16 protein-coding genes are annotated in these 15,788 nt (G+C 62.6%); 14 read left to right on the forward strand and 2 right to left on the reverse strand.

Going from position 1 to position 15,788, the window contains the following annotated elements; all coding sequences use genetic code 11:
• The first annotated feature begins 1,400 nt into the window (after positions 1–1,400).
• The 12 genes from ACESMT_RS09870 to ACESMT_RS09925 all read left to right on the forward strand — a co-directional run bounded on the left by ACESMT_RS09870 (position 1,401) and on the right by ACESMT_RS09925 (position 11,390).
• Positions 1,401–1,541 carry a hypothetical protein gene (locus ACESMT_RS09870; protein WP_372826406.1) on the forward strand — a complete coding sequence of 47 codons (141 nt, stop codon included), beginning with the start codon at positions 1,401–1,403 and terminating at the stop codon, positions 1,539–1,541.
• 93 nt (positions 1,542–1,634) lie between these two features.
• On the forward strand, positions 1,635–2,711 hold the full coding sequence (locus tag ACESMT_RS09875; RefSeq protein WP_372826407.1) for a type III polyketide synthase: 1,077 nt from the start codon (positions 1,635–1,637) through the stop codon (positions 2,709–2,711).
• Positions 2,711–3,451: a hypothetical protein gene (locus ACESMT_RS09880; protein ID WP_372826408.1), complete on the forward strand. Its 741-nt coding sequence runs from the start codon at positions 2,711–2,713 to the stop codon at positions 3,449–3,451. Before ACESMT_RS09875 ends, ACESMT_RS09880 begins: the two co-directional genes overlap by 1 nt.
• Positions 3,448–4,770: an NAD(P)/FAD-dependent oxidoreductase gene (locus ACESMT_RS09885; protein WP_372826409.1), complete on the forward strand. Its 1,323-nt coding sequence runs from the start codon at positions 3,448–3,450 to the stop codon at positions 4,768–4,770. The genes ACESMT_RS09880 and ACESMT_RS09885 overlap by 4 nt, the downstream gene beginning before the upstream one ends.
• Complete coding sequence (locus tag ACESMT_RS09890) at positions 4,712–4,990, forward strand: phosphopantetheine-binding protein (protein WP_372826410.1); 279 nt, start codon at positions 4,712–4,714, stop codon at positions 4,988–4,990. Before ACESMT_RS09885 ends, ACESMT_RS09890 begins: the two co-directional genes overlap by 59 nt.
• Positions 4,987–6,219, forward strand: coding sequence for a beta-ketoacyl synthase (locus ACESMT_RS09895; protein ID WP_372826411.1), 1,233 nt, complete (start codon positions 4,987–4,989; stop codon positions 6,217–6,219). Before ACESMT_RS09890 ends, ACESMT_RS09895 begins: the two co-directional genes overlap by 4 nt.
• Before the next feature lie 35 nt (positions 6,220–6,254).
• Entirely contained in the window at positions 6,255–6,548 is a 294-nt protein-coding gene (locus tag ACESMT_RS09900; RefSeq protein ID WP_372826412.1) for a hypothetical protein, read from the forward strand.
• A gap of 516 nt (positions 6,549–7,064) precedes the next feature.
• On the forward strand, positions 7,065–7,889 hold the full coding sequence (pyrF, locus tag ACESMT_RS09905) for an orotidine-5'-phosphate decarboxylase (RefSeq protein WP_372826413.1): 825 nt from the start codon (positions 7,065–7,067) through the stop codon (positions 7,887–7,889).
• 33 nt (positions 7,890–7,922) lie between these two features.
• On the forward strand, positions 7,923–8,897 hold the full coding sequence (thiL, locus tag ACESMT_RS09910; RefSeq protein ID WP_372826414.1) for a thiamine-phosphate kinase: 975 nt from the start codon (positions 7,923–7,925) through the stop codon (positions 8,895–8,897).
• 204 nt (positions 8,898–9,101) lie between these two features.
• A complete protein-coding gene (locus ACESMT_RS09915) occupies positions 9,102–9,638 on the forward strand; it encodes a phosphatidylglycerophosphatase A (RefSeq protein WP_372826416.1) in 537 nt (178 codons plus the stop codon).
• Between the two features lie 65 nt (positions 9,639–9,703).
• The gene (locus ACESMT_RS09920) at positions 9,704–10,141 is read left to right on the forward strand and encodes a CinA family protein (RefSeq protein ID WP_372826422.1); all 438 of its coding nucleotides are present in this window, start codon (positions 9,704–9,706) and stop codon (positions 10,139–10,141) included.
• Positions 10,142–10,148: 7 nt separating this feature from the next.
• Positions 10,149–11,390 carry an MFS transporter gene (locus tag ACESMT_RS09925; RefSeq protein WP_372826417.1) on the forward strand — a complete coding sequence of 414 codons (1,242 nt, stop codon included), beginning with the start codon at positions 10,149–10,151 and terminating at the stop codon, positions 11,388–11,390.
• Here ACESMT_RS09925 and ACESMT_RS09930 read toward each other — a convergent pair.
• Positions 11,377–12,540: a twin-arginine translocation pathway signal protein gene (locus tag ACESMT_RS09930; protein WP_372826418.1), complete on the reverse strand. Its 1,164-nt coding sequence runs from the start codon at positions 12,538–12,540 to the stop codon at positions 11,377–11,379. The two genes, ACESMT_RS09925 and ACESMT_RS09930, sit on opposite strands and share 14 nt — an antisense overlap.
• On the reverse strand, positions 12,537–13,562 hold the full coding sequence (locus ACESMT_RS09935) for an NAD-dependent epimerase/dehydratase family protein (protein ID WP_372826419.1): 1,026 nt from the start codon (positions 13,560–13,562) through the stop codon (positions 12,537–12,539). Before ACESMT_RS09935 ends, ACESMT_RS09930 begins: the two co-directional genes overlap by 4 nt.
• 93 nt (positions 13,563–13,655) lie before the next feature.
• On the opposite strand from ACESMT_RS09935, the gene ACESMT_RS09940 reads away from it, so the two are divergent.
• Both ACESMT_RS09940 and ACESMT_RS09945 read left to right on the forward strand, forming a co-directional pair.
• Positions 13,656–14,540, forward strand: a complete 885-nt coding sequence (locus ACESMT_RS09940; RefSeq protein ID WP_372826420.1) for a LysR family transcriptional regulator — start codon at positions 13,656–13,658, stop codon at positions 14,538–14,540.
• A 232-nt stretch (positions 14,541–14,772) separates the two neighbouring features.
• Complete coding sequence (locus ACESMT_RS09945; protein WP_372826421.1) at positions 14,773–15,597, forward strand: hypothetical protein; 825 nt, start codon at positions 14,773–14,775, stop codon at positions 15,595–15,597.
• Positions 15,598–15,788 lie beyond the last annotated feature (191 nt).

A 15,788-nucleotide genomic window follows, 5' to 3' on the forward strand; every position in this document is an offset into this window, starting at 1 on the left:
CATGAAATCCTGAGCACTGCAAATCAACAACACCCAAAACTAAATTTCGGAAATTTACAGAAAAGAAGTTGCTTTATCGTGCTCATTGCGCGGTTCTAGACGGCTCTATTCCACCATCACTTGAGTTCCGCCCATCAGAGCTTTTTGATGCGCTGTGCATTTCCTCTCAGAGACACGGAATAGCTGTAACAGTCAGTGATTGGGGTGCAACTTTCACCAGCTTCTGTCAGCTCCTAATGACGCGTTGGCCAGACGCGGCAATTGCCTCTGCCGGTTACACCATCAAGCTGTCTCATCGTGGCAATAGCTCTGCAACCATGCGGTACAAGCTAGCTGCTGCCACCCAACAATTCATTCAAGCCGAACCCGCTTCGTCGCATCTTTGAAGTGTGTTGTCGGTTTTGTTCCGTCCACTTCCCGGTTCGCTCGTTGCGGGTCGGCTTAATTCCGGCGTTAAACCTTATTCGACCGCATCAGATTGAACGACTGCTTTCGCAATTGAGCTAGTTCCGCTATCGCAGCAAATCGGTAGTTCGGCGCGACAAGCTGCAATCGAATTGAGGTGTTGAATCAACCACAGAGATCAACAAAGCGCGTATCAGGTAACTGCTTCTGCGACCTGCAAGTTTGAGTTTTACAGTTTTTATTTTTATTAAACCGTTCAACATCGGCAAATCTAGCAGTTTTTACAGTTCTTTAAAATTTACCCTCTCTACGGAAAAATCTTACAGCTTTTATTTTTACGATCAGTTTTGATCCGTGGGAATAGATGTTGTCGGATGCTTCGACGCACAACGGACTTGTTACAAATTTTCCTGGGCAGGAGCGGACCTTAGACCGCTTGCGCCTTTGTTTAGGTCTGTCGGGTTCTTAATAGGGTCTGCCGCGACCCAGGGCGTCTAGTGGTGTCGCTGCCGACATCGACTTGACCCACGCTGCCGAAAATCATTGCTCCACCCAGGCAACGTGCTAACCGTTGCTGGTGCAGGGTTTCAGAGGGTTCAGCATGAGGCAGCCAAAATCGGCAGCCATGTCAAATCGGCGTCTGCGCCTACACCAAAGAAGCTGTAGGATACGTTGGTGCCGGCTGTAAAAGTGGTTTCTCAGCTACATTCGGTCGGCACTGAGGCCAACTTCGGTCCGTCGGCACCTCTTGCCAAGAAATCTACCGCGAGGACGAGCATGGAAACTAGGCGTTGGTCGGCAAAGAGAGGAGCTGCCCTTGGTGGAGTGCCGACCCGGCGCTGTTACATGAATCGACAGACCTTATTTCTACGGATCACAGGGCAAGGGGGGCGGGAAGGGGTGCGGCGCGGAGTCCATCTCGAAGACCCGTTTGAGCAGCCGGGCCTAGCCGCTGCACATCGTTGACAGCACAGCGCCCGGAAGATCAGGAGAAGATGAATGACCGTAAAGCTGCCCGCTGCGAACATCAGGTGATGGCCATTCCTGTAATTGAGCCTGACCTGTTGAAAGTCGGCTATCGCAGCAAGCTGACGTTTTCTTCGGTAATGCAGTTGTGTACGCCAACGCACGGATGAAATGCCAATGCAGATTTAAGCTAGGCCTATGAAAATAATCCACTGCGTGCCCTCCGATATATTCACAACGCGAACCGAGAAAGGACAGGCGCGATGACTGCGGTTGGCAGCATGTTCATTCTCGGAATTGGGACTGCTACCCCTACGACGCGATACACCAAGACCGAATGCCTGCTGGCGTTCGAACAGTCTGATTGGTTTGGTCGGCTGGACGCGCGCTCACACCTTATCGCCCGCACCGTTCTTCAACGTGACAACGGCATCGACGCGAGGCGTCTGGCTGTAGATGCATTGGACGAAGTTTTTCACATTGATCCAGATACCTTGGCGCTGCGTTTCCTCACCCATGCCCCCAAGTTAGCCATCGACGCGGGAGCCTGTGCACTAACAGCTTCCGGCGTTACTGCAGAAGAGATCGACGCCGTGGTGGTGAGCACCTGTACTGGCTATCTGTGCCCGGGATTGTCTGGCTATATGGTTGAAGGTTTGGGCTTGCGTGCCGATGTTCAGGCCTACGATCTAGTCGGGCAGGGTTGTGCTGCGGCTCTTCCCAATATGCAACTGGGTCGAGCCCTATTGGCATCAGGTTCTTGTGCACACGTCTTGTCGATATGCGTCGAGGTCAGCAGCGCGGCGATGTACCTGGACAATGACCCCGGTGTCCTCATTAGCGCCTGTCTGTTCGGTGACGGTGCCGGCGCTGCTGTGCTGTCGCGCACACCCGGTGCGAAAACCCGGCACATCGAATGGATGGACAGCAGCTCGAGCATGGACCCGTCGCATCGTGATGCCCTCAAGTTCGAAACACGCCAAGGCATGCTGCGCAATGTTCTTAGCCGCGCAGTGCCTGAGCTCGCGGCAGAGCATGCCCTGCGCGTGCTGCACACGGTGCTGCAGCGTGCCGGTCTGAAGCCACAGGACATCAACACGTGGATCCTGCATGCGGGTGGTCGTGACGTGTTGAAGTCGGTGGAGCGCCACTTTGCGCTGCAAGGCTCAGACCTGCGGTACAGCGCCGCCATGCTGCGGGAATACGGCAATCTCTCCAGCGCATTTGTCTATTTTGTGCTGGAGGCCGCATTGGCAGACAGTGCTCCGGGTGGCTGGTGGTGGCTGTCGTCCTTTGGTGCTGGCTTTAGCTGCCATGGCGCATTGCTGCAGGTTCGGTGATGGCAATGGTTCGAACCGTGCTACCTGAAATTCTGGACGGTTTGGGCCCACATGACCCGCGCGCCCAGCGCTCACGCAAAGACCTGCAACGCCTGCACCGGGCTATGGGAACCCAAAGGATCCTGCTCGACGCATTGCGCAAAATGCCTCTCGGGCGAACCGGCTCCCAATCGTCTTCGCCACTTAACGTGCTGGAGATTGGCGCTGGCGACGGTAGCCTGATGTTGGGGGTCGCGCGTGCCCTCCAGAGCGAATGGCCTGCTGTCTCCCTGACACTTTTGGACCAGCTCAACTTGCTGGAGCCCGCTACGGTGAAGCGTTATGCCAATGCCCGCTGGGATGCCCACGCTGAGGTGATCAATGTCATCGATTGGGCCAAGCCCAATCCATTGGTTGTACCCACGCCCGCCAAAGGTCGCTGGGATCTGATTGTGGCTAACCTGTTTCTGCACCATTTTGAGGGGCCGCAACTCACTGGCTTGCTCACCGCAATAGCAGCCCGCACCGACTGCTTCTTTGCCTGCGAACCTCACCGTGCCTGGCTGGCTTTGGCAGGCAGCCATCTGGTTGGGTTTGTTGGGGCCAATGCGGTCACGCGTCAAGATGCAGTGCTGAGTGTGCATGCAGGCTTTCGGCTGCAGGAGTTGGGTTCGTTGTGGCCGGACAAGAGCCGTGAATGGACGCACAAGGAATATTCGGCCGGACTGTTTAGCCACTGCTTTTGCGCGGTACGCGCATGAAAAATCGCTTCGATGCCGTCATCGTTGGTGCAGGGTCCGCTGGTGCGAGTGCCGCGATTTGGCTAGCCACAGCGGGTTGGTCGGTCGCATTGATTGAAAAGCAGGTCTTTCCGCGCCGCAAGGTGTGCGGCGAATGCGTGGCTGCGAGCAACTTTCCACTTTTGGAAGCCTTGGGAATCGGGCCGGAATTTTTGGCGCAAGCGGGGCCTGAGCTTAGTCAAACAGCCGTCATGCGCGGCGCGCGCAGTGTTGTGGCCGATCTGCCGAGCGCCCCCGAGGCGCAGCATCCCTGGGGACGGGCATTAGCTCGGGAAGTTCTGGATACGCTGCTCCTCGAACGTGCCCGCGCCGTTGGCGTAACCGTACTGCAACCCTGGGCGGTGCAAAAGATCAATGGCTTGGCCGGGTCGCACCAGTGCACGGTGCGCGACACCGTGTCCGAAAAACTGATCGTCCTTCATGCGCAAATGGTGATCCTTGCCCACGGTTCGTGGGAGCCACTACCGGCCGACCGTGCGGTGCAGCGCCTGGCACGCAGTGGCAGCGATCTGCTGGCGTTCAAGGCCAATTTTCGTGGTGCGTCCTTGCGCGCCGGATTGTTGCCGGTGCTGATGTTTCCAGGCGGATATGGCGGCATGGTGCTTGGAGACCACGGCCTTTTCACCGTGGCCTGCTGCATTCGCGCAGACCGGCTGGAAGCGCTGCGCCGCGCCGCGCCCGGCAAACCGGCCGGGGAAGTGGTTCAAGACATGTTGGTGCGGGAATGCAAGGGCGTGTGTGACGCCTTGCAGGAGGCCGTGCGTGAGGGCGCTTGGATGGCGTCAGGCCCAATAGCACCGGGTGTGCGCTTGCGAAGCGATGAAGTGGTCTTTCGCATCGGCAACGCTGCTGGAGAAGTACACCCCATCATTGGCGAAGGCATTAGCATGGCGCTGCAGTCCGCCTGGTTGCTGTGCTCCAGACTGGCTCAGGCGCGCCCTTCCAATCCGGTGCCTGACGCTGCGGCATGGCAAAGCGAGGCGCGCTCAAGCTATGCGGCCGAATGGCGGCGTCAGTTTTTGCCACGCATGCGACTGGCGGCAACTTTTGCCCACCTTGCCATGCGACCTGGTACGTCGGCCGCCTTGCTGGCACTTCTCGAACGGTGGCCCTCGCTCCTGACACGCGGCGCAACCTGGGCCGGCAAGGTGAACTACGCGACAGAAATTGAAACCACTCTTTGGAGAAAAAGCTATGACAACCATAGACCGTATCCGTGCCATGCTGGTGAAGGATTTCAAACTGGACCCCAACCAGCTCACCCCGGACGCCCGGCTTGAAGACTTGGGGCTCGATTCGCTGGGAATGGCTGACTTGGTATTCCATATCGAGGATGCGTTCAAATTGTCTGTGCCGGATGTGGCAGTGACCCTGACGACCTTGGGTGAGGTCGTGGGTTTCATTGATGATCTGATCATGGCGCGCGACAGCGCTCAAGCTTTACCAGCACCATCAGCACCACCAGAGATGCTACCCTTGAGCCCCGGTCAGGCGACATGAGGCGCGTTGCCGTTACCGGCATCGGCGTGGTATCCCCACTAGGGCACGGTCCCCACGACGTGTTCGAGGCCGCGCGTGCTGGCCGCTCCGGTATCCACCGGCTTGACATTGCTGGCGCGCACCGGTTGACTGCACCACTGGCGGCCACAGTTGAGTTCGATGGCGCAGAGCACTTCGAGCCACCACAAGCGCGCCTGCTGGACCGTGTGAGCCAGTTTGCGGTGGTGGCGGCCCGTCGCGCCTTCATTGACGCACAGTGCGAACTGACCGAACTGGAACGTGAGCGCACCGGGGTTTTTCTGGGTACCGGTATGGGCGGCACCTTGTCGATGGATGACGGCTACCAGACCTTGTATGGTCAGCAGTCCGATCGCATCAAGCCAATGCTGATCCTGCAGGGCATGCACAACGCAGCGGCGGCCTGGATCGCCATAGAGCACCAATTGAGCGGCCCTACCCTGACCTATTCCACGGCCTGCTCATCCTCTAGCGTAGCCATAGGAGAAGCCTGGCTGCGTTTGGCGTGTGGTGCGCTGGATGTGGCTATCGCGGGGGGCTCAGAAGCGCCCCTTTCCTTAGGTTCGCTGAAAGCCTGGGAGGCCATGCATACACTGGCGTGCGTTGATGCGGCTGACCCTGCCGCATCGTGCAAGCCGTTCTCCAGAAACCGAAGCGGCATGGTGCTGGGTGAGGGCGCGGCGTTGGTCGTGTTGGAGCCTTGGGATCGCGCCCAGGCCCGTGGTGCGGCGATATATGGCGAAATAATCGGCTATGGGCTGACTACCGATGCGGGCCACATTACCCGCCCCAGCGGGGATGGCCAGGCTGCAGCCATCCGCTCTGCGCTAACTTCTGCGGGGCTGTGTGTGCAGGATGTGGACTCCATCAATTCCCACGGCACCGGCACCCATGCCAACGACAGCGTGGAGACCGCGGCCATCAAGCTCGTATTTGGCGAGCGTGCGCATCAAATCCCGATCAGTGCAACCAAGGCCGTGCACGGCCACCTGCTGGGCGCAGCGGGTGCCTTGGAGTGCGTACTGTCGTTGCTGGCACTTCGGCACAACGTAGCCTTGCCCACCATGCATCTGCACGAGCCAGACCCCGAATGTAATCTGGACTATGTGGCCAACGCGGCGCGCCCTGGCGCTGCAGGACAAACGCTGCTGTCTCATTCGTTTGCGTTCGGTGGCACTAACGCGGTGCTTGCATTGCGCAGGGTTGGCTGAGCACGGCATTGCATCCATGTAGGCGGTTGCTTGCAATGTTGACTAAATTTGCCCGACGCCCGAAAAAAGGAAAATCAGCCGAATTTACTGTGTCTTCCGACGCCGAGTTGACCCAGGCTGCCGAAAATCTCTGCCCCATCCTGGCACCTCATAGACCATTGCTAGCAAATGACTACGGAGGGTCCGCCATGGGTCAGGTGAAATCGGCAGCTTGGGGTCAAATCAGCGTTGGCGCCTACAGTTCTAGCGTTTGCTGGTTCATAAAAATTCCTTCTGGAATTACGCAGGCACCGCACTATCGCGGCAGCAAGGTTATTGACCGCCAGTGAGAATCAGCGACAGCCCGATCGTGCCTAGCGAAGGCAGTGCAACGCTACGAGTCCAATTTATGCGCGCACGCTGTCTGGGTCTTTGCCGCAACGAACATGGATGGACGCGCGCTGTGAAAAGGCTACGCTTTCATGTGGGTGTAAGGCCCGCATGGCCACGCTATGTCCGGTATCGAGCGATTCTGCGTGTGCCCGCTTCTGGTCGACTGTGACAGCTCGGCCGTCAAACCTGAACGTCGGCTTTCGCAGCATTGCAGTCGCTCATAGTGCGAACACCGACCGACCAGCCCAACGCAGTCCCATGGTCGGCGTCAATGTCGCAGGTGTGTTTATGACTGAACAAATCAAGCGTCGCAGATTTGGTATGCCGTCAGCCCGCATGGATACCAAAGGGCTGTTGACGACTTGAATTGCCCGGTCTGGCAGGCGCAGCGGCCCCCTCGCCTCTGGCGAGCGGCGGCCTGCAAGGTGCGGGAGCTACTCGAAGTGAACGCCCGTGGGGGCATAAAATACTTCATGACCTTTCTTGAGATGCTGGGCGCGGCTGAGCGCCAGAACCAATCGATGCTGTGTGTCGGCCTGGACCCGGACCCGGCGAAGTTTCCGGCCCGCTACAAGGGCGACGCCAGCAAGATCTATGACTTCTGCGCGGCCATCGTCGACGCCACGGCCGATTTGTCGATTGCCTTCAAGCCGCAAATTGCCTACTTTGCCGCCCACCGAGCCGAAGGCCAGCTCGAACGGCTGATGGACCACATGCGCCGCGTCGCACCGCAGGTGCCCATCATCCTGGACGCCAAACGCGGCGACATCGGCAGCACCGCCGAGCAGTACGCCATCGAAGCCTTCGAGCGTTACGGCGCCGATGCAGTGACACTTTCGCCCTTCATGGGTTTTGACTCGGTCGCGCCTTACCTCCAGCACCACGGCAAGGGCGCGTTTTTGCTGTGCCGCACCTCCAACCCCGGCGGCGACGACTTGCAGAACCAGCGCCTGGCATCGGTGGAGGGCCAGCCGCTGCTGTACGAACACGTGGCCCGTCTCGCGCAGGGACCATGGAACCTCAACGGCCAGTTGGGCCTGGTGGTCGGCGCCACCTACCCGGCGGAGATCGAGCGTGTGCGCGCGGTGGCGCCCAGCCTGCCACTGCTGATCCCCGGTGTGGGCGCGCAGGGCGGCGACGCGGTGGCCACCGTCAAGGCTGGCTGGCGGCCGGGTGCGCCCATCATCGTCAATTCGTCCCGCTCCATCATCTACGCATCGGCGGGCGATGACTTTGCCGAGGCGGCACGACGCGAGGCGATCAAAACGCGCGATGTGCTGCAGGCGGCGCGGGGCTGAGATTCAGCACCTGTCATTCGTTACGCTGCCCCCATGAACGAGTTCGACCTGATCGCCCGCTATTTCAGCCGCCCCGTCCGGCGCGCCGCGCTCGGCGTGGGCGACGACTGCGCGCTGCTGCAGCCGGCCGAGGGCATGCAACTGGCTGTCTCCAGCGACATGCTGGTCGAAGGGCGGCACTTTTTTCCCGATGTCGATGTTTCTGCGCTGGGTCACAAGGCGCTGGCGGTCAACCTCAGCGACCTCGCCGCCTGCGGCGCGCAGCCGCTGGCCTTCACGCTGGCGCTGGCGCTGCCGCGCGCCGACGAAGCCTGGCTGGCGGCGTTTTCGCGCGGGCTGTTTGCGCTGGCCGATGCGCATGGCTGTGAACTCGTGGGCGGTGACACCACGCAGGGGCCGCTCAACATCTGCATCACGGTGTTCGGTGAGGTGCCCAGGGGCCAGGCCCTGCTGCGCTCGGGCGCGCGTGCGGGCGACGATATTTACGTCAGCGGCACGCTGGGCGATGCCCGCCTGGCACTGGAAGCGCTGCGCGGCAAACTCACCCTGCCCCCTGAATGGATGGCCGCAGCCCGCCTGCGGCTGGAACAGCCCACACCGCGTATCGCGCTGGGCATGGCGCTGCGCGGCGTCGCCACGTCGGCCATCGACATCAGTGACGGTCTGCTGGGTGACCTGGGGCATATTCTGAAGGCGTCCGGCACGGGTGCCCGCATCGACACCTCGATTGCTATTAATTTAATAGCTGATGGTACATATCTGGAAAGGGCTAGAGGCCTTTTTTCTCATGAAACCCGGCTGGGCTGCGTGCTGGCGGGCGGCGACGACTACGAACTGGCTTTCACCGCCCCGGTGTCGGCGCGGCCGGCCGTGCAGGCAGCGGCGCTGCAGGCCCAAACGCCGGTGACCCGCCTAGGCAGCATCGAAAACGCGCCCGGCCTGCGGCTGGTCGATGCCGCTGGCCAGCCAGTGGTTGGCCCGTTCGCGTCCTTCGATCACTTCGCCTGATTCGTCACGGCAGGCGCTGCCGGCGCCAGGCGGAGCGTTTGATCGCTCCTGAATAAATAGCTGCTCGCGCTTGCTGCATAAGGGCTACAAGCAATTTTTGCTTGAGATTGGAGCCTGCCGCCAGTGCCAGACACCGTGGGCGTTTGCGGCACCTGCGCGGCTTGACATAATCAGGCCTTCGCCTGTGGACGCCGCATGACCCCTATGAATGAACCTGTTGCCTTGCCCGTCGTGGCTGCCAAAGCGCCGAAACGGCCCACGGCCCGATTCATGCTCGCGCACCCGGCGCACCTGATCGCGCTGGGCTTCGGCGCGGGCCTGAGCCCGGTGGCGCCCGGCACGGCAGGCACGCTCTGGGCCTGGCTGGCTTTTGTGGCGATGGCGCCCTGGCTCTCGGCGCCGCAGATGGGCCTGCTGATCGCCGCCTCCACCCTGCTTGGCTGGTGGGCCTGCACCGTCACCGCGAAAAACATGGGTGTTGCCGACCCCGGCTGCATTGTCTGGGACGAGGTGATTGCCTTCTGGCTCGTCCTCTGGCTGGTGACGCCTTCCGGATTTGGCAGCCAGCTGGCAGCCTTTGTGCTGTTCCGCTTTTTTGATGCGGTGAAGTTTGGCCCAACCGCCTGGGCCGACAAAACCTTCAAGGGTTTCGGCTGGCGCGGCGGGCTGGGCATCATGCTCGACGACATCGCCGCCGCCTTTTGCACATTGCTGGTGATTGCCGCATGGAGGTTCTGGTGACCCCTTCATCGCTATCAAAACAGGAGCTGTCAACGCCCGTCCTGGTTGGGCGGGCGGCCGATTTGATGCTCAGGAAAAACTGGCTGCTGGCCACCGCTGAAAGTTGCACCGGCGGCCTGATCGCCGCTGCCTGCACCGACCTGGCCGGCTCCAGCGCCTGGTTTGAGCGCGGTTTTGTCACCTATTCCAATCAAGCCAAGACCAGCATGCTGGGCGTCGCTGCGGCGCTGATCGCCTCGCACGGCGCTGTCAGCGAGGAGGTTGCGCGTGCCATGGCGCAAGGCGCTGTCGCTCATTCTCCAGCGCAGGTCGCCGTGGCTGTCACCGGCGTGGCCGGTCCCACAGGCGGCAGCCGGGCCAAGCCGGTGGGCATGGTCTGGTTCGGCTTCATGGTGGACGGCCAGCTCAACAGCGAGATGCAGCGCTTCGGCGGCGACCGCGCAGCCGTACGCGCAGCCACCGTGCAACACGCGCTGCAACGGCTGGTGCAATTGCTGGGCTGAGAGTCGCATGGCTCCTTCCAGCGCCGCCAGCGCCGATCTCATCGACTCGCACTCGGCGTGGCGCCGGCTGCTGGTCACACTGGCGCTGATGACCATCGGCGCCGCCGGCATGTATGTGGTGCCGGTGGTGTTGCCAGTGGTGCAGGCCGACTTCGGCGTGGCGCGTGCCGACGCTGCCTTGCCCTACACGCTGCTGATGGTCGGGTTTGGCCTGGGCGGCATGATGATGGGCCGGCTGGCGGATCGTTTTGGTGTGGCGGTGCCGCTGCGTATGGGCGCGGTGGGCATGGGCCTGGGTTTTGCGGCCGCTGCGCTGTCAGGCAGCGTCTGGATGTTTGCGCTGGCCCACGGCCTGCTGATTGGCCTGCTGGGCAGTTCGGCCACTTTTTCGCCGCTGCTGGCCGACACCTCGCTGTGGTTTCTGCGGCGGCGTGGCATTGCCGTGGCGGTGTGCGCCAGCGGCAACTACCTGGGTGGCGCCCTCTGGCCGCCCATCATCCAGCACTTTATTGAAAGCGTAGGCTGGCGCCAGACCTACTGGGGGCTGGCAGTGTTCTGCAGCCTGGCGATGCTGGGGTTGGCCCAGCTGATGCGCCAGCGCCCGCCGGCACTCGCCTTGGCGCCGGTCAGCGTGCGCGGTGTCGCCGCCAGCAACCGGCCGTTTGGCCTGTCGCTGCGGCAGGCGCAGGCGCTGCTGTGCGTGGCCGGTCTGTCGTGCTGCGTGGCCATGTCAATGCCGCAGGTGCACATCGTGGCCTATTGCAGCGACCTGGGTTTTGGCGCGGCGCGCGGCGCTGAAATGCTGTCGCTGATGCTGGCCTGCGGCATTGTGAGCCGCCTGATTTCTGGCGCCATCTGCGACCGCATCGGCGGGCTGCGCACGCTGCTGCTGGGCTCGGCATTGCAAACCGTGGCGCTGCTGCTGTTCATTCCGTTTGACGGCATGGTCTCGCTGTATGTGATCTCGGCGATGTTCGGCCTGTTTCAGGGCGGCATTGTGCCGAGCTACGCGATCATCGTGCGCGAGCATTTTCCCGCCGCCCAGGCCGGTGCCCGCGTCGGCACCGTCATCATGTTCACCATGCTGGGCATGGCGCTGGGCGGCTGGATGTCGGGCAAGGTGTTCGACCTGACCGGCTCCTACAACGCCGCATTTTTAAACGGCGTCGCCTGGAACCTGCTCAATTTCGCCGTGGTGCTGTTTTTGCTGCGCCGCACGCTGAGGGCCGCGCGTCTCACGCCGTCGTGATGAGGTGGGCCTGCAGCCCCCGCCGCGGTGACGGGCCGACCGGCGGTGCATAACCCAGCCGCGCCCACATCTGTACCGTGTCACGCGGCTGCGGCGCCTGCAGCAGGGTATGGATGTCGGCATAGGGTTTGGCCTGCTCCGGGTACTCCTGCAAGGCCTGCGACAGCGGCTGCATGGCCAGGCCCTGTGCGGTGGCCGCGAGCTGCGCGCGCGCGTAGGCCCGGCCAGCATTGACCTGGGTCTTGCGGTCGTTGCCCTCGGTGATCATCCAGAAAAACACCGGTGTTGCGGCTATTTTTTCATTGAAGTCTTTGATTTGCCCGGTGGTGGCGGCGTCATTGGGCCCTGGCGCCTTGCTGCGGTCAAACAGGCCGAGCGCCGTCAGCGCGCGCACCATGGGCGTGTTGATGCTCAGGCCGTCGCGGTGCTCGGCGATCTCGCGCGGGCCGACCCGCAGCACATTGAACGACTCCATGACGGTGCGCGGCGTCACCAGCTCGATGCGCCATGCCTCGCTGGCGATCGCCCGGTGCTTTTGCAGGGCGTCGGGCTGGGCCGCGCCGACAAAACCGGTGCGTACCGGGTGCGGCGCGACGCTGGTCGCGATCGCCTGGAGAGCGGCCGCAGCAGGCTCGCGCGGCGCATAGGCCTCGCGGTTGGTGTGCCGGTTCAGGATGTCCGCAAACAGCGGGTCGGGCTTGACCCCGGCATCTGCGGCCAACACGATGCGGGCGACTGGCCGCTTGTCCAGTGTGGCCGGGCCAAACTCGCCCTGCGGGAACAGGGTGATGTCGGCGCGTAACCCTTTTTGTCGCGCAGCGATGTCCAGCAGCTCCAGAAACGTGCCCTGGCTCATCATGATCTGGCGCGACAACGGGTCGGTCTCGGGCAGCAGGCGTGTCAGGTCGCAGTAAAGCATGATCTCACCCGGCTGGCGCAGGTCCACCAGCCAGGACTGCAGGTTGTGCGAGTGCGGCGCCAGGATCGCGTAGCTGAGAATCCAGTGACGAACGTCGGCGGTGTTGGCTGCCGGGCCGCTCCAGGCGGCTACCGCTTCGGGCGGAAGCTCCGATGAGCAGCCTGCCAGGCCCACCGTGGCGCCCAGCACGATGCCGCCACCAGCGATGCGAACAAAGTTTCTGCGGTTCATGACGTGCTCCTTGTGAGGGCCGGTGCAGAAGCGGCGCCAGTAGTGGTTGAAGAAAAAAGGCCCAGGTCGGCCAGCGCCGTGTGCAACGCGTCCGGGAAGGCGGTGTGCGGCTCGCGACCCGTGAGCGCAGCCATGCGGGTGTTGAGGAGCGCGTGCGGTGTGCGCCACTGGTAGCGCATTTCACACAGCGCCGCCATTTTCGGCATGACCAAGCCTAGTGCCCGCATCATCAACCAAGACAGCGACGTGGTGCGCAGCTGTCCACCGGCCGGGAGCCAGCCCCGCCCCAGCGCGATGACTCTCAAGGCATCGGCCCAGTCCTGGCCGGTCAGGCTGTAGCCGGCGAAGTGAAAGGTCTCGAAGGCGGGCAAGTCGTGGCGCCTGCCCGCCACCTCGACAAAGCTGCGCGCCATATCGGGCAGATAGGCCCACGCAGTAGGGACGTTCATGGGACCGGGATAGGTCAGGCTGCCGCGCCGGATGGCTTTGATCATTACCTCGTCCAGCCAGGAGCCGGAGCCGCTGCCGAAAAAATCACCGCCGCGTATGACCACCGCCTTCATGCGGCCGTCCTGCGTGGCAGCGCGCACCTGGGCTTCACTGGCGATGCGCATGCGCCCCTTGAAGGTGCTGGCAGCTTGCGCGGTGTCCTCACGCAGCAGTGAAGGCATGGTCTCGCCAAAGTTGTAAATACTGGCTGGCAGCATCAACGTCGCGCCCAGGGCACGTGTCACGTCGATGGCGGCTTGCGTCAGCCCGGGCATGTCCTTGCGCCAGGCTTTGTGGGTGTAGGCCGGGCTCAGTCCCTGGATCACCACGGTGGCATCGCGCGCTGCTGCGGCCAGCAGGGCGGTATCGCCCGGTTCGGCAGCCAGCCAGGTCACGCCGGCGATGGCCAGTGCGCTGGCACCGGGCCGCATCTGCGCATGCACCTGCCAGCCTGCACGGGCAAAGGCGCGCACTGCGGCGCTGCCAAAGCGCCCGCGCGCGCCGAGGATCAAAACGGTGGAAGTTTGGGTCATGAAGCTACTCCTGTGAGGTGGGTTGATGGGGTGATTGTGAAAGCCCACAAGCTGATCGACAATCCCCCAACTGTTCACATCAGGTATTCATAAATGAATAACAACTTCGACTGGCGCCTGGTGCGCTCTTTCCTCGCCGCGCTGGACCGGGGCAGCCTGCTGGGCGCAGCCCGGGCGCTGGGTAGCACCCAGCCGACGATAGGCCGCCACATTGCCGAGCTGGAGGCGCAACTCGGCGTTGTGCTGTTCGAGCGCACCGGCCGCGGCCTGCTGCCCACCCCCACGGCATTGCAGCTGGCCGAGTCGGCGCGTGCCATGGACAATGCGGCGAATCAACTGGCGCACAGTGTGCAGGGCGCCGACGCAGGCATCTCGGGCACGGTGCGCATCACGGCCAGCCAGCCGGTGGCCTGCTACCTGCTGCCGCCCCTCCTGGCGCAGATGCGGCTGGCCTTGCCGGACGTGCAGGTGGAGCTGGTGGTCAGCAACGCCGTCAGCAACCTGCTGCGGCGCGAGGCCGACATTGCGCTGCGCATGGTGCAGCCCGATCAGGCCAGTTTGGTGGTCAAACGCATTGCCAGAGTCACCCTGGGCACTTATGCGCACCGTGATTACCTGGGGCGCCGGGGAACACCCCGCCAGCCGCAAGACTTGCTGAAACACGATCTGGTCGGCACCGATCGCGATGAAGCGATTCTCAAAGGCATGGCGGGCTTCGGCCTGCCGGTTACCCGTGAATCATTTGCGTTTCGCTGCGACGACCTGATTGCGTATTGGCAAGCGGTTCGCACCGGTCTGGGCATTGGCTTCATCGCCGACTACCTGGCCGCCACCGACAAGGACGTGGTGGCCGTGTTGCCGATGATCAAGGTGCCGCCGATACCGATCTGGCTGACGGTGCACCGCGAGATACGCACCAGCCCACGCATACGCGCGGTTTACGACTTTCTCGCTCAAACGGTGCCGAAGGCTTTGTAGGCTTTTGTAAGACGGGACCTCATCCGCCTGAGGAGGTGGGTCGGCGCATGGCGGTCAGGCCGTCTCGCCTGATAGCCCGCAACAACAACCGGGGGGAAACCTGTCGCCACGTCTTGCCCTGCCTGCTCTTTTTCTGCTGCCGCACCAGCCGACGGGCGGCGCGTGTAAAGTCTCTGCTGTCATCACAAGCACCACCAGGCGACGGTTCGCCGGCGGACGGCCCACAGGATTCATGCTGATACAACGCTGGCTCACGACCTTTTTTTCCGTCACACCCGGCGCCCGGCGGGTGGCCCTGCTGGCGCTGTTGCTGGGTCCCTGCGCGCACGCGCTGGATTTTCAGTCCAACAGCCCTGCGCCAGGCGGCGCCCTGGCCGGCAGCGCCCGGGGCATGACCTTTTCCGGCGAGGTGATGCCGGGCGATACAGACAAGCTGGTGCAATGGATGCGCAGCAAGCCCGCCGATGCCTGGCACGGGCTGGGCCGGGTGGAACTGAAAATTTCTGGCGGCGACCAGCGCGAAGCCTTGCGGATGGCCGAGACGCTGGCCGGGCTTTACCCGCACATGGTGGCAAGTTCTGACTGTGTCGGCGCCTGCGCCATTGTCTGGCTGTCCGGCGCCTGGCGCCTGCTGCCGACCGGGAGAGTCGGCATTGAAAAACCTGCCGTCCGCGTGAAGCCGCCTGGCCCGCCCGCACCGCTGGACGCGCCGCCGGCGTATGACCCGCTGCCCGATCAGCTGCGCAGCTATTACCTCAAGCAGGGCTTGCCACCGCTGGTGTTTGAGCAGCTGTTGTCCAGGGCTGGCACCGCTGTGTACTGGCTGTCCGAGCGGGACATCAACACCACCGGCGTCTGGCCGCCCTACTATCTTGAAAAGCTGCGCACGAGCTGCCAGCTGCTTCTGCACAATAACGAAGCCTTTCACACCTTGCGGCGCTGCTCGGCAGGGCTGTTCATCAGCCAGAAAGCCTTTGTTCTCGACAAGCTGCTTGATGGCGTGAACGATCCCTGGTGGAACGAGAACCGGGATTTGTTCAGGAAGGCGCCCCGATAGAAATAGAGCCCCCACGTTCGTTCACTGCGTGTAACTCTCTGCCCCCCGAGGGGGCGCTGCGCCTGCGGACTGGCAGAGCCAGATCCGCGGCCCCTGCTTGAAAAGACAAGAGCCCCACGTTCGCTCGCTGCGCGTAGCTCTCTGCCCCCCGAGGGGGCGCTGCGCCTGCGGGCCGGCGAAGCCGGACCCGC

The sequence above is a fragment of the Polaromonas sp. genome (assembly GCF_041689105.1).
Classification (GTDB): Bacteria; Pseudomonadota; Gammaproteobacteria; order Burkholderiales; family Burkholderiaceae_C; genus Polaromonas.